The organism is Leptolyngbya sp. AN02str, assembly GCF_050565595.1.
GTDB lineage: Bacteria > Cyanobacteriota > Cyanobacteriia > Elainellales > Elainellaceae > Kaiparowitsia.
Map to the genome: position 1 here is coordinate 43,374 of NZ_JBNXVR010000012.1, position 12,573 is coordinate 55,946.

The following is a 12,573-nucleotide window of genomic DNA, read 5'->3' on the forward strand; positions in this document are numbered from 1 at the left end:
TATGAAGTTGCCTTTGTAGGGGAGGCATTAAAGCCATGAAATTATCAGATTATGCAAAGCAAGCAGGAGTGAGCTATCAGACCGCATGGCGATGGTGGAAGAGTGGCGATTTGCGAGGCTATCAACAGCCTTCTGGAACCATCATTGTCGAAGTTCAAAACTCATCTCCAATCGTTGATGAACCAATTGCCTGTATCTACGCCAGAGTATCGTCTGGCGTAGATACAGGCAACTTAGATAAGCAAGCTGAACGATTAGTTCAATACGCAACTGCTAAAGGCTATCGAATCTACAAAGTTGTGAAGGAAGTTGGCAGTGGATTGGATGATAATCGCAAACAATTAGCAAGGATTTTACCTGATAAAAATTACAACATTCTTTTAGTTGAACACCGCGACAGGCTGGCACGGTTTGGGACAAATTACCTGCAAATTCTGTTAGAAGAGTCGGGTAAAAAGCTTGAGATAGTCAATAACGCAGAGAACGACCGCGATGATTTAATGCAGGATTTTGTCTCAATCATTGTTAGCTTTACGGCTCGTCTCTACGGGCAACGTAGAGCCAAACGTAAGACAGAGAAAATCATTGCAGAACTCCAGACAAACGGAGATGAGAGTGATGCCAAAGCGAGTTGAACGGCACATTATTAAACCCAGTCATCCCAACTTTGCTGAGGTTGATGTAATTTGCCTTGCCTCCAAAAATCTCTATAACACCATTCAGTTTACGATTCGGCAGAGCTTCTTCTACGGTCATGGTGTTCCAACTTGGGGTCAGCTTAACGAATGGTTCAAAACTTCTGAACAATACATAGCTCTCCCTGCAAAGGTTTCTCAGTTAATCATCAAACAGGCTGCAGATGCTTGGTACGGCTACTTCAAAGCGTTGGAAGCGTATCGGGATAATCCTGCTGCGTTTACAGGGATGCCGCAAATTCCAGGATATTTGGAGCAAGATGGGCGCAATCTGGTTAAGTACAACATTCAGGCTTATTCCAGACAGGAACTTGATAAACACAACGTTATTTGTCCATCTAAAACAAGCTTGAGAATCCCCGTTAAGGGCATCAATCGAGGCAACTTAGTTGAAACTCGTATTGTCCCCAAGTACGGCTTCTAAGTGGTTGAAATTGTCTATGAAGTCGATGAACCTGTTGTAGTTAGGTCTCCGTCTACAATTGTTGCAGCAATTGATCTAGGGTTGGATAACCTCGCAACTGTTGTGTTTAACGATTTGGGAATTCAGCCCTTCATCATCAATGGCAAACCGCTTAAATCAGTCAATCAACAATGGAATAAAGAAAAGTCGCGGCTGCAATCGTTGTTACCAGAAGGTCAACACACCTCTCATCGCATTGAAGCAATTACCCGCAAGCGCAACTGCTACATTGATCATTATTTGCACAATGCCACTAAGCGGATTGTGGAAGAGTGTGTGGAGGTTGGAGTCGCTAAGGTGGTGATTGGCAAGAACCCAGATTGGAAGCGGGAAGCTAATTTAGGGCGCGTCAATAACCAAAAGTTTGTGCAAATTCCCTACAACAAATTTGTTGACCAACTGACCTACAAACTTGAAGCAGTGGGCATTCAGGTTGTTGTAGATGAGGAATCATACACCTCAAAAGCGTCTTTTCTCGATTGGGACATTATCCCAACTTACACCTCTGGCGTGAAGGGTAATTACAAGTTCAGTGGCAAGCGCATTGCTCGCTCCTGGTACAAAACAGCAGACGGCACATTGATCCATGCAGATCAAAATGCCGCCTACAACATCGGACGAAAAGTAGTCCCGACTGCATTTGCATCACCTACAGCAAATTGTAGCGAGGGATAGGGGATGTCTGGTAGTGCATCCAAGGCGCATTACACCGATTAAATCTTCACTCTTCACCTGCTCGAAGTAACGTTGGTGTAGCTCAAACCTCAAATACTGGTCAAATCGCTGCATGGGAGATTTGTCTGCGCTTTTGAGAACTATCAGCACTTATGCAGCAGCAAAGGCACATACAGAATTCTTGCGAATTCTGAAGCTGAAGAAGACCATACAGATCTCTATGAGCTAACAGTGACCTCCATCCGGGTACTCACATTGGCACAATATTTGACTCTGCGGGGGTTCATCAAAACCTATGCAGCTTAAACCAATTCAGTGGGAAGAGTTGCAGGGGTTGGAGGTCAGGGTTTATCGCAATTTGCTGTTCAGAACGCAGCGAGTCATGTCCGTGCAAACCCGTCAGAGAAAAAGTTGGAAGCTGGCAGGGCACACCGCAAATATTGCGATCGCCAATGTCAGCTTTCACGTTTCTGAAGCGGGTCGCCAGCGGGTGATCCGAGAGCAGTGCAAAAACGTCCATGCCTGGGTACAAGGGCTTTGTGTTGGAGAAACAGGTTTGGTTTCTAGCAACACAATTTCGCTCACCTATGACCCATACAGAGATAGCAGTTTTGTCGAGATTGGTAGCCTAAAGCCAATCTCGAACTGCAAACTGCTGGTTGTTCGAGAGGGATTTGTGTACGCATCTCCTGATGCTCTCAAGCAATCCGAACAAGACGACTTGCCTCTGCTGTCTCAACTATCTTTGCAAACCGAACAATGTCAACAATTCCGTAGCCTACAAGCGATCGCAGCCTAAGACCGCTAACGCAGGGGAATCTCAGCAAAAGGTCGAAGGGCTGGGGCACAAACTCCCACCGCTGAGTTCTACCGTTCCTAAAAAGATGTAGAAAAACGTTGTTCCACACCACGCCAGCCGAACAGTGCTGCTGACGATTCGAGTACAGGAGTCTCACCTGCAAATCAAAGTGCCTTTCGACTTGCCATTGCACCTGTCAACCGAAGCCAACTCATCCAACAGCGTGACCTTGATTCGGCTGTTAGCCGCTCTAAGATTGAAGAAGTCATGACGGCGTACACCACGTACACCGACTAACTTCTTCTTGAGCACATTCCAGAAGCTCCAGGCGTGTTTATGGTTGTCCACTGGCAAGCATAAAGCGTATCTGGCTGGAATGCGCTCTGATTTTTGCAATGCACGACGCAATAGCACAAACGCTGCTGCGGTAGCAGAATTCATGCCGTACATTGCCATGAATTTAACGAGTCCAATCTGACTGGAGTACGCCGGATTGATCCGAATCAACTCACTTCCAAATCGCTCACATCGACTACTGAGCATGGTGTCAAACAAGCCGTAAGCGAAGTTTGAGAGCATTCTGGAATAGCGAACACCCTGTTCTCTCATGGATGCCTTTTTGCGGTCAAAATCAAGGCTCTCTACCACGATAGAGCACTCGTAGGTTTGCGCCAGCATCACAAGAGATGCACAAGCATCACTCAAAATTGCTTTTGTTTGCGCTGTTGACTTGTCCTGTAAATTGATAGCAAATTGCCCTGAAGCTTTGAGATTGCCATCGGCATCGCAGTACGCCCAACCGACACAGCCCGGATTGAGGTCAACGCCTAAGGCTCCATTGTGCCGATGAGACTGATAAGGCACTTCAGGACGTTCCACAGTGGCAAAAAGATACCACTGCCCCTCTTTTCGAGCAAAGCGGTAGCTAATCGCTTTTGAGTTTTGAACAAAATTCGCCGCACTCTCCAACCTCGCGTTAGCAGGTTGGTGTCAAGACGAGGCCGTCGTAGCGAAAGCGGAGACTGCCAATATCCCTTTTGCTAGTACAATTGATCTATGTCAAATCGAAAGCCTATCATTCGTACTGACAAATGGAGTCTTAATCCAACGGCACAACAGCGTTTGCTGCTCGCTGAAACGGTTCAGATCTATCGTCGTTTGTGCAGACATTTGGTCGGTGTAATCTACACGCATTGGACAGAATTGGGAGGTTTATCGAATCAACAGGTCATTCCTGCTGTAGAACGATTCATTCACCAAACCGCTCAAAACCCAGATGTGAAATACGGGTCATTTGACAAAGTGTTTCACAAATTCCCGAGCTACTACCGTAGGGCTGCTATTGCCTTTGCCGTAGGTCAGGTTAGCAGCTTTGCTACTCGATATGGGCAATGGCAGTCAGGCATTCGTAGTAGGCGAGATGCTAAACCTCCTACCCTGAATGCAAAAGCTGGGTGCTATCCAGTTTTGTACAAAGGGCAATGCTACAAACTGCATGGCTACGACCAAGTAGAAATCAAGGTTTTTACAGGCACAGATTGGATTTGGACAACGGTTCAGATTTCAGGACTGAGAGAACGACATACGGTTGATAGCAACACGTTGTTATCACCATCATTGATTTTTAATCAGCAAGCGTGTCACCTTTCAGTTCCGTTTGAGTGTCACCCAGAAAAGCGACAACCAGACCAAGATGTAGTTGCCGTTGATTTGGGCATCAATACCACGGCAACGGTTTCAGTTGTCACCTTCGACGGTACTGTAATCCATCGTGAATTTATTCACCCTGGACGAGACATAGACCGCCGAGACAAACGACTGAAATCGGTTTCAACTAGAGCCAGCAAGACGATGGGTAAAGGAGGGAAACTCCATAAAGGTTTCTGTTCCAATAGCTATCGCAAGTGCCGGAATATTAACCAGCAAATTGCTCATATCGTCTCGAAACGAATTGTACAGATTGCCAAAGAGTTTAATGCTGAGGCAATCGTGTTTGAGAACCTGAAAGGGTGGAAGGCAACAGGGGGACGAAAACGGTCTACCCTGCGGCAACGCTTTCACGGTTGGCTCAAAAGTATGATTCGTAGCTATACCGAGATGAAGTGGCAGGAAGTGGGTGGCAAGATTGTGGATGTCATTGCTGCCTATACCTCCAAGCTGGCGTATGACGGCTCTGGAGTCGTACAGCGCGACTCCAAAAACTATGCTCTGGCAAAATTCGCTTCTGGCAAACGCTATAACTGCGACCTGAATGGAAGTCAGAATATCGCTGCCAGGGGGATTCTTAAGCTCACTCGCAGAAATGACAGTGAGGAGCGTTCCAGCAAACGTTCTGGACGTTCGCCTGGAAGCTGGGCTTGTCTGTGTGACCTATGGACTAGTCAGATAGCTGTAGGTTAGCACCCGACACCCCCACCTCGTTAACAGGTGGGGTGAGCTTCATGTGCCCAATTGACATCGCTCTGCCCATAGGCAAAGTGAATGGCATTAGTGGTGATGTACTTACCAAACTTCCTTTCCAGTGCAGGCGGAACACGAATTTTGAGCGTTCCAGTCGTTCCATCCATACTCAACTGACAAACTTGGCAACCTGCGGTTTCATCTTTGCTGCCCACAAAATAAAACTGAGAATTGCGGTTGCTCTGCCACTCGTTAAGCCATTGTTGGTGCGATGAATACCCATTAGCTTGCGGGTTAAATTGAGCATTCCAGAGCTTACGTCCACTAAAGATTAGCTTCGGTTTGCTATCTTTCAGCCGCTCTAGTTTTGCTTTGAGCGTCGCGAGTCTCCGCTTTTTCTGGTGGATCTTCCACCGCAACATCTGACGAGGAGTTTTATCGCCTGGTTTCAGTGGACAAGTTAATGGAATCTTCTCAACTTGCTTTTCCCATTGCTTAAGGCGTTTCTCCAAATCAGCAATGCCCGATTGAAGCTGTTTAATCTGTCGTTTATGGCACTCTATCCGACTTTTTATCTTGCCTTTGAGCGTGGCATAAACCGCATTGAACTGACGAGCATTGATGCCGTAATACCGCTGGTACTCTCTCTTTAAGTCTGTAATGTTACGACCCACTTCCAAATCCCGATACAAATGCCGCTCAACTGTGGGCATCAAATTTGCCATTGCCTCACAGAAGGCAATGAGAGTATCGGGGACACGGGTTTGGTAAGTCGCGATTGACATAGAGCGATTGTACTACAGGTTTCTGTTTTTTACTGCTTTCAGCGGTTTTCTACGGGTTTTGGGCAGCAGTTCCCTACCCTAATTTAGCCGACGATCGCCTGTTGGCTCTGCCATACAGGTGCGGTGCTGAAACCAACAAAACAAACAACAAACGCAAACGCAACACTCAATTAACGCTTGTTTGGCAAGACGCGCATCGCCTCTTGCCAAACAAGCGCTATTCTCCAAAAACCTAAATATAGATAAAGGCAAATCACATGGCCAAAAGTAGAGGCATTGAATCGTTTGAAGGGGTTACGAAGCGTTCAGGGCTGATGATTCCCGTTGGTCTACTAAGGTTTAACCCCAGTAACATTCGACAAGACTACGGTTTTGTGAATGAAGAAGTCTGTTCGATGGTTCGAGGGCAAATTCAAGTTCTTCAGGAAGAAGCCACGACTCTTACTGATGAAGAAATTGAATTTGTGAGACAGAGCAGCGGGAGCGTTGACGATGATCAGTCAATCCTTTGGCTAGCTCACTCTATCTCCACCTATGGAGTTCAAAGCGAAATCAAAATCCTCTCAATTCCTGGATCGGAGGAGGTTAAGCCAACCGATGGAAATCGTCGCTTAATGGCGATGATTCTGGCTAAATTACTGGGACTAACTGTCCCTGAGCGAGTCCCTGCGGCAATTGAACCGTGGAAAGACGAGTTTGGTGTCTTAAAGCGCCAAATGGTATCCAATCAGGGAGCGCGAAGGTTTAATCCCTTAGAAGAAGCTCGGCTGTTCCAACGGGCAGTAGATCTGGGTAAAACTCTGGAAGAAATTGCTGAAGAGTTGGCAAACGGAAGGACAATCCAATATGTCCGGCTACGCTTACAACTGCTCGATCTGCCTTTAGAAGCTCAGAAGATTGTGCAATCTGGGCAAGCCAAAGCAACCCCAATCCTGCAAGTATTTCAAGAGAACACTGACATCCCTCCAGATGAAATTCTGCATGCGGTGCAAGAGGCCGTTGCTGAAACGCAATCAGCCTCAAATGGAGCATCAAAAAAAGCCAGCAAAGCTAAAATCCAGGCAAAGCTGGCGGCAAAAGGGGCTAAGTCAGGAGCCTCATCAGGAAGCACATCAGGAGCCGCTCCAGAGGAGGAGGGGGAGCGCGATAGCATCATCGATGCGCTCGACGGCATCATCTCCGCACATGGAGATCAGTTGCCAATCGCAGATCTCCGCTCATTGCTCAAAACGGCTCGAAAAATGGTGAAGGATGCAACCGCTCATTGAAAGCAATGCAATGCAGGGTCATGCCGATGCCTGGCTCTGTTTTTTTCTCAACACTTCTTGACCTTGAGAGCTTGCACAATATTTTCGTTGTGCCTCTGCTTACCGTTCTTCGAGGCGATCGCTCATTGCACTTGATTGAGCGCTGACGCACCGTTCCCTTAGAAGATCAACGCAAGAGAGGTGAAATATGGCAGACGGAAGCGAGCAACACGCAACATCCTCAGTGCTCATCCAAGCGCTGATGGAGGGTGATATCAGTCTCGTTGATATCACGATTAATCTGGGGTTTGGTTCTAGAAAAATCAGTTGGGGCGACTTGGAAGAGGACTTTTTTCGGCTTCAGGAAATCAAGGATTCAAAAGCGACCTGTCCAACGATTAAACTTTTAGAGCCTCTATCCAAAGCAGGAAACAGGTTGAACTATCTTCGACAAAAAGCTTTTGGATTCGTGCTTCAGTCTCGCCCCTATAAGTTTGTAAAAGAATTGTCTTTGCCCGATTATCAGGCAGCAGTGGATGAAATCTTAGTGGAGCAAGCAGAAGCACTGACACACATCCGGCAAGGATGGAGTGCTGAACAAAAATCGTATGAGAACAGGCTACGCCAAGCTTTGCCCGACTTCGTTGCAGAATCTCGAATCCAGCAATATCTAGAAAAGTTTCCTTCTCCAGCAGAGATCGAAAGTGGGTTTAGTGTAGTTCTGTTTGGGCCAATCCCTATCCGTAATCTAAGAGAGCATATCCATCTCTCAGCGCAAACGCTAGAGAACCAGGAAGCGCTAAGGGTTCAGCAAGCGAAAGCTGACTTGAACCGTAAGGCCATGCGGGGGATTGAATCGTGTTTAGAAAAGGCTTTACTCGGCACACAAACAGAGCTACAAGAAATTATTTTGGCTCAATTAGATCGCATCCAAAAGAGCAAAACAGAAACGCTCTCGACTCAAGCGATCGCAGCGATGCAGGATGCGATCGCACGGGCAAAAGTCTTGGCCTCATTTGATGGCAATCTCTCAGAAATTGCACAGAAGTTAGAGGTTGTCTCTAATTCTGCGATCGCTGGAAGCGGATTGCTAGAGAAGCGTTTGGCCGAGTTCACAACATTGGTTGATGGTGTGGTGGATTTGTCCAAGTCCAAAGTTTCGATTGATTCATTCATGGTGTAGTTCAATGTCCCACTTTACAAGCATTCGACTGATTTTCAAAGATGCAGAATGCATCATCCAGGCGCTAAATGTTCTTATGCCGCACTGGAAATTTTCGGTACATGAAGATGCACAACATTTGTATGGTTATCAGAATGACAAACGACCGGAGACGGCCCATATTGTTGTTGCTCGGCAATCAATTAGCAACGCCTCAAATGATATTGGGTTCTTGCGGAATTCTGATGGAGCCTACACGGCAATCGTGTCCGAGTGGGATCAAGCCATCTTGAATTGGAAAGACTTTCTGCCCAAGCTGCAACAGGAATACGGCTCGTTGGTCGCGGAAAAGCAGCTCACAGCGATGGGCTGCATAGAAGTGATTCGTGAACGAGGACAGGACGGCCAAATCCAACTGCGTGGCCGTAAGCCTATTGAAACCCAAAAAAAGAAGCAAGTTGTACGGAGATAGCTATGCCCCAATCCCAACCCCAGCACATCGAATTCATTGTCTCCTTTGATGACGAATACCAACCCAAGATTGAGGTCGTCAACGGAGATGGAGCGAGTTGCCTCAAGGAAACCCAAGCCCTTGAAGAAGCGCTTGGCGAGGTGACAAGCCGGGAAATGAAGCCAAGTGCCATCGTTCGCCCACAGCAGCAAGCCCAGAAGAAACATATTCAGCAACGGCATTGATCAACCGGGGCGGTGAAATTCCGCCCATTGTCTTGAGAAAAATTACCTCAAAGGAAAAATATGCTAAGCCAAGCGATTAAAGACTTGCTGTTGATTCATTGGAGAGCTTCTCTACCAGTGGTGGCAATTGAAGCAATGGCCGGGGATGAAACTCGTTGCATCATTTCTGTGATTGAAGTCGCAAAAGAATTTGGCAAGCTCCTATCTGGGGCAGAGGTGCCAACTTTCATCTTTGATCAGGTCAACCTGCTGCGGGTGGGGCAATCACACCCAGAAGCAGGATTACAGACCACTGCTACAAACTGGACTCCAGAGCAAGATCCAGTGCTGGAGTTCTTGCAGCACGTTCGCGATACCCCTGGCCCAGCGATCTTCATTGCTCTAGACATCCATAAGCTCCTCAGCGGTGAGCGCAAAGATATGGCAGTCCTACGGGCTATTCGGAGTGTGGCCGCCGAAATTAAGGCGAGTCACAAGAAGCTAGTTCTCCTGGGTGAAGGCATCGAACTCGATAATGAGTTGGATGGCTCACTCAGTCTCATCGATGCCGGAACGCCCACTCAAGAGGAGATCAAGCAGTTTCTCAATGGTCGGCTTAAATCCATTGGGGAGAAATACAGCAAGATTCGACCTGATTTCAAACTGACCTTAACCGATGAGGACACCGATCGCTTGGTTCGTGCCGCCCAAGGACTGTCTCTAACAGAAGCCTATGATCACTTACGCCTCTGTGCTGGAGCATTAGGGGCTATTGATGAAGGGGCGATCGAGTTCATCAACCAGAAGAAGATGGAAAAGCTCGCTCGTACAGGCTGTGAGTTCTCAGCCCAGCCTGACGTTGAGTTAGCAGGGTTGGAGAACCTAAAAGACTGGCTCAAGACGCGAGAATCAATCTTTCACGGCAAACATCCCAACCCAAAACTGCTGCCACCCAAAGGTATCCTGTTGCTCGGCCCTCCAGGGACAGGCAAAACCTTGATTGGTAAAACCGTTGGAAAGCTGTGGGGTGTGCCTGTTCTTAGCCTGTCAATAGATGCCATTCTTGGCTCTCTGGTGGGCCAGTCAGAAGGGAACCTCAAGCGCATATTGCGACTTGCCAGCACCCTCAAGCCTTGCATCCTGTTCATTGATGAGCTGGAAAAGGCGTTTGGCGGGTCTTCGGATGGTGGAGATGGTGGAGTCGGTAAGCGGATTCTCGGCATTCTTTTGTCATGGATGTCTGAGAATCGGGGAGTATTTGTCATAGCCACCGCTAATGACATTCAATCTCTGCCGCCTGAGTTGTTGCGTCGAGGACGGTTTGACCAGATTTTCTATGTGGGCTTGCCGAACTCAGAAGAAAGAGCTGCAATTCTCAATGTCCATTTGAGCAAGTTCGATGTTCAAGTCGGCTCTAAAGTTTTAGGGTCTTTAGTTCAAGCAACAGACGGCTTTAGCGGTGCTGAGATTGCTGCCATTGTTGAAGATGCAGTCACAGAAGCCTCTGCAATCGGGGGAGCAAAAGCGGAGGATCTGATGCTGGACATTGCCAAGCAGACTCGTCCTCTATCGGACAACATCAACATCCCTAATGCTGTCCTATCCATTACCCGACCAGCCTCTAGACCTGTCGTTAAAGTCAGCAAGGCCAAGCAGCCAACTGCTGATGTTGAAATGGTGTGATGTCTCATCCCCCTTGTGCGAAAGTGCGATCGCACAAAGGGGTCAAAAAATATTTTGCTCAGCGCTGCAAGTCTGACCTTCAGCGCTTTTTGTTGTTTTTATAGAAAAATGGAGGGCTCGGGAACCAGATAAAACCCCTTCCTTCAGGTCGGGGATACAGAATGGTTCCCGAGCCGCCCCTGGACGGCAGAGTTGATCAACCCTGGCACTCCTCGATATACCGCTTAACGGTTTGTGCCGACACATTACCGCAAGTCCCCCAATAAAAACTCCTGGCCCAGAGTTGGTCTTTTTGGTAGAGCTGCTTCAGCCAGGGAAACTCCATTCTCAGGTGCCGAGAACTGTAGCCCTTAAGAATATTGACCACCTCAGAGGCTGACAACCTGGGCGGGAATGAGGCAAAGACGTGAACGTGGTCTTGCAGGGTGCGGTCAATCTCAATGGCCTCAATCTCAATATCGTTGTTGGCCGCTGCCTCTCGGATGTAACGCTTCGTGGCCTCAATGATGGCCTCATCCCTGAAGATTTTACGCCGCTTAAACGGTATCCAGACGAAGTGATGCCCCGACTGGTATTTGGCGTGGCGCGTTGACTTTAGCTGTATACCATCTTGCCTCATGGCCGCTAAACCTTTAACTAGAACGGTATTGCAATTCTGCATACCTACAGTATGCTGGACAGTACGGACGCACTAAAGTCATGCAGATCCACAAAGCCTACAAATTCAGGATCTATCCCAATCCGGAGCAGGAACAATTCTTCGCTCACCACTTCGGCTGCGTCCGATTCGTCTACAACCGGATGCTGGCGTTGTTCAAGGAGACACGCCAGTTCAGCAAGAACCAGTACAAGGTGATGTTGCCCGACCTGAAGCGGCAATTTGAGTGGCTGAAGTATCCCAACTCTCAGTCCCTTCAAAGCGCTGTTGACAACTTGGCCGCTGCAATTGAGCGGTGGCGGAAAGGGCTGGGCGGCTTCCCAGTATTCAAAAAGAAGCATCTCAAAAGCAGCTTTGAGGTGCCGCAAAACTGGTGGGTAGACGACGATGGCAGGCTGCACATCCCTAAGCTGGATAGTGGCATCAAGGTGGTGTGGCATCGGCCACTGGGGGAGCACAACAAGCAGCGCTATCCCTTCAAAGTCAACTACATCGCCATTTCTCGGAGTCCGTCCGGGAAGTATTGGGCATCGTTCTCCTGCGGGGTGGAGGTGCCTGAACCCGTCCTCAACCCAGCCCAAGACATGGCGGGGATTGATAGCGGTCTGAAGGACTTGGTGGTTGGCGTTAACCAGCAGGGCCAGGTTAAGTACCAGGTTGCCGCACCCCGCCATTTCAGGCGGTCGGAGGCTCGTATTTCGCGGCTCAATCAAGTTTTGGCCAGTAAGCAAAAGGGCAGCAGCAATTGGCGAAAGGTAAAGCGTAAACTGGCTATCGCCCATGAGCGAGTAGCCTTCAGACGGGCTGACCTGGCCCACAAAATCAGCTACCAGCTAACCCAGGAAAACCAACTGGTGGGGCTGGAAACGCTGAACGTGCAAGGAATGCTGAGAAATCACTGCCTTGCAAAATCTGTTTCAGATGCCGCCATTCGGGCGCTGCATACTTTCACTGTCTACAAGGGCGAGTGGTACGGGGCTGTCGTTCAGTTCATTGAGCGATGGTTCCCGTCCACGAAGCTTTGCTGGGATTGCGGGTCGCTGAACGACAACCTGACGCTCAGCGACCGTGAGTGGGTGTGCCCGCCTTGTGGTAGGCATCATGTTCGAGATGTAACCGCTGCATGGAATATCCTGCAAGAGGCGGTTCGTCTTCTACCGGGGAGCCCGGAACAAAGCCCCTAACCGGGGTAGAAGCCTTGCCCTTCTAGGGCGGGGTACAGCTCACTTACAGTAGCTATGACAATCCAGACATTGAAAGAGTATGTTTCTGCCATCTGCGGCAGAAACCACATTATTGAGCAACTAACCTATGGTAATTGCGTTCCCGCA

The 12,573-nt window shown here is 48.4% G+C and carries 14 protein-coding genes; 11 read left to right on the forward strand and 3 right to left on the reverse strand.

Annotation, left to right across the window (positions count from 1 at the left end):
* Positions 1 to 35 precede the first annotated feature (35 nt).
* The 4 genes from ACQ4M4_RS11265 to ACQ4M4_RS11280 all read left to right on the forward strand — a co-directional run bounded on the left by ACQ4M4_RS11265 (position 36) and on the right by ACQ4M4_RS11280 (position 2,632).
* The gene (locus ACQ4M4_RS11265; RefSeq protein ID WP_430684605.1) at positions 36 to 635 is read left to right on the forward strand and encodes an IS607 family transposase; all 600 of its coding nucleotides are present in this window, start codon (positions 36 to 38) and stop codon (positions 633 to 635) included.
* The gene (locus ACQ4M4_RS11270) at positions 619 to 1,119 is read left to right on the forward strand and encodes a hypothetical protein (RefSeq protein ID WP_430684606.1); all 501 of its coding nucleotides are present in this window, start codon (positions 619 to 621) and stop codon (positions 1,117 to 1,119) included. Before ACQ4M4_RS11265 ends, ACQ4M4_RS11270 begins: the two co-directional genes overlap by 17 nt.
* Positions 1,120 to 1,833 carry an RNA-guided endonuclease InsQ/TnpB family protein gene (locus ACQ4M4_RS11275; protein ID WP_430684607.1) on the forward strand — a complete coding sequence of 238 codons (714 nt, stop codon included), beginning with the start codon at positions 1,120 to 1,122 and terminating at the stop codon, positions 1,831 to 1,833. It begins immediately after the preceding gene.
* Between the two features lie 295 nt (positions 1,834 to 2,128).
* Positions 2,129 to 2,632: a hypothetical protein gene (locus ACQ4M4_RS11280; RefSeq protein WP_430684608.1), complete on the forward strand. Its 504-nt coding sequence runs from the start codon at positions 2,129 to 2,131 to the stop codon at positions 2,630 to 2,632.
* 153 nt (positions 2,633 to 2,785) lie between these two features.
* Here ACQ4M4_RS11280 and ACQ4M4_RS11285 read toward each other — a convergent pair whose 3' ends face one another.
* Complete coding sequence (locus ACQ4M4_RS11285; RefSeq protein WP_430684609.1) at positions 2,786 to 3,601, reverse strand: IS200/IS605 family accessory protein TnpB-related protein; 816 nt, start codon at positions 3,599 to 3,601, stop codon at positions 2,786 to 2,788.
* 87 nt (positions 3,602 to 3,688) lie between these two features.
* On the opposite strand from ACQ4M4_RS11285, the gene ACQ4M4_RS11290 reads away from it, so the two are divergent.
* Complete coding sequence (locus ACQ4M4_RS11290) at positions 3,689 to 5,032, forward strand: IS200/IS605 family accessory protein TnpB-related protein (protein WP_430684610.1); 1,344 nt, start codon at positions 3,689 to 3,691, stop codon at positions 5,030 to 5,032.
* A 20-nt stretch (positions 5,033 to 5,052) separates the two neighbouring features.
* Here ACQ4M4_RS11290 and ACQ4M4_RS11295 read toward each other — a convergent pair whose 3' ends face one another.
* Positions 5,053 to 5,817 (reverse strand): hypothetical protein, encoded by a 765-nt coding sequence (locus ACQ4M4_RS11295; RefSeq protein ID WP_430684611.1) that lies wholly within the window; start codon positions 5,815 to 5,817, stop codon positions 5,053 to 5,055.
* A 257-nt stretch (positions 5,818 to 6,074) separates the two neighbouring features.
* Here ACQ4M4_RS11295 and ACQ4M4_RS11300 point away from each other — a divergent pair, with 257 nt between their 5' ends.
* The 5 genes from ACQ4M4_RS11300 to ACQ4M4_RS11320 all read left to right on the forward strand — a co-directional run bounded on the left by ACQ4M4_RS11300 (position 6,075) and on the right by ACQ4M4_RS11320 (position 10,584).
* A complete protein-coding gene (locus ACQ4M4_RS11300) occupies positions 6,075 to 7,085 on the forward strand; it encodes a hypothetical protein (RefSeq protein ID WP_430684612.1) in 1,011 nt (336 codons plus the stop codon).
* Between the two features lie 187 nt (positions 7,086 to 7,272).
* Positions 7,273 to 8,247, forward strand: a complete 975-nt coding sequence (locus tag ACQ4M4_RS11305) for a hypothetical protein (protein ID WP_430684613.1) — start codon at positions 7,273 to 7,275, stop codon at positions 8,245 to 8,247.
* Between the two features lie 4 nt (positions 8,248 to 8,251).
* Positions 8,252 to 8,698: a DUF1257 domain-containing protein gene (locus ACQ4M4_RS11310; protein WP_430684614.1), complete on the forward strand. Its 447-nt coding sequence runs from the start codon at positions 8,252 to 8,254 to the stop codon at positions 8,696 to 8,698.
* Positions 8,699 to 8,700: 2 nt separating this feature from the next.
* Positions 8,701 to 8,922, forward strand: a complete 222-nt coding sequence (locus tag ACQ4M4_RS11315; protein ID WP_430684615.1) for a DUF2997 domain-containing protein — start codon at positions 8,701 to 8,703, stop codon at positions 8,920 to 8,922.
* Between the two features lie 60 nt (positions 8,923 to 8,982).
* Complete coding sequence (locus ACQ4M4_RS11320; RefSeq protein ID WP_430684616.1) at positions 8,983 to 10,584, forward strand: AAA family ATPase; 1,602 nt, start codon at positions 8,983 to 8,985, stop codon at positions 10,582 to 10,584.
* 196 nt (positions 10,585 to 10,780) lie between these two features.
* On the opposite strand, the gene tnpA is transcribed toward ACQ4M4_RS11320, so the two are convergent.
* Positions 10,781 to 11,245: an IS200/IS605 family transposase gene (gene tnpA / locus ACQ4M4_RS11325; protein WP_430684617.1), complete on the reverse strand. Its 465-nt coding sequence runs from the start codon at positions 11,243 to 11,245 to the stop codon at positions 10,781 to 10,783.
* A 38-nt stretch (positions 11,246 to 11,283) separates the two neighbouring features.
* Here tnpA and ACQ4M4_RS11330 point away from each other — a divergent pair, with 38 nt between their 5' ends.
* Positions 11,284 to 12,426, forward strand: a complete 1,143-nt coding sequence (locus tag ACQ4M4_RS11330) for an RNA-guided endonuclease InsQ/TnpB family protein (RefSeq protein WP_430684618.1) — start codon at positions 11,284 to 11,286, stop codon at positions 12,424 to 12,426.
* Positions 12,427 to 12,573: the final 147 nt, after the last annotated feature.

Coding starts and splice junctions, on each gene's coding strand:
- ACQ4M4_RS11265 (WP_430684605.1), top strand. CDS start 36: ATGAAATTATCAGATTATGCAAAGCAAGCAGGAGTGAGCTATCAGACC.
- ACQ4M4_RS11270 (WP_430684606.1), top strand. CDS start 619: ATGCCAAAGCGAGTTGAACGGCACATTATTAAACCCAGTCATCCCAAC.
- ACQ4M4_RS11280 (WP_430684608.1), top strand. CDS start 2,129: ATGCAGCTTAAACCAATTCAGTGGGAAGAGTTGCAGGGGTTGGAGGTC.
- ACQ4M4_RS11290 (WP_430684610.1), top strand. CDS start 3,689: ATGTCAAATCGAAAGCCTATCATTCGTACTGACAAATGGAGTCTTAAT.
- ACQ4M4_RS11295 (WP_430684611.1), bottom strand. CDS start 5,817: ATGTCAATCGCGACTTACCAAACCCGTGTCCCCGATACTCTCATTGCC.
- ACQ4M4_RS11300 (WP_430684612.1), top strand. CDS start 6,075: ATGGCCAAAAGTAGAGGCATTGAATCGTTTGAAGGGGTTACGAAGCGT.
- ACQ4M4_RS11305 (WP_430684613.1), top strand. CDS start 7,273: ATGGCAGACGGAAGCGAGCAACACGCAACATCCTCAGTGCTCATCCAA.
- ACQ4M4_RS11310 (WP_430684614.1), top strand. CDS start 8,252: ATGTCCCACTTTACAAGCATTCGACTGATTTTCAAAGATGCAGAATGC.
- ACQ4M4_RS11315 (WP_430684615.1), top strand. CDS start 8,701: ATGCCCCAATCCCAACCCCAGCACATCGAATTCATTGTCTCCTTTGAT.
- ACQ4M4_RS11320 (WP_430684616.1), top strand. CDS start 8,983: ATGCTAAGCCAAGCGATTAAAGACTTGCTGTTGATTCATTGGAGAGCT.
- tnpA (WP_430684617.1), bottom strand. CDS start 11,245: ATGCAGAATTGCAATACCGTTCTAGTTAAAGGTTTAGCGGCCATGAGG.
- ACQ4M4_RS11330 (WP_430684618.1), top strand. CDS start 11,284: ATGCAGATCCACAAAGCCTACAAATTCAGGATCTATCCCAATCCGGAG.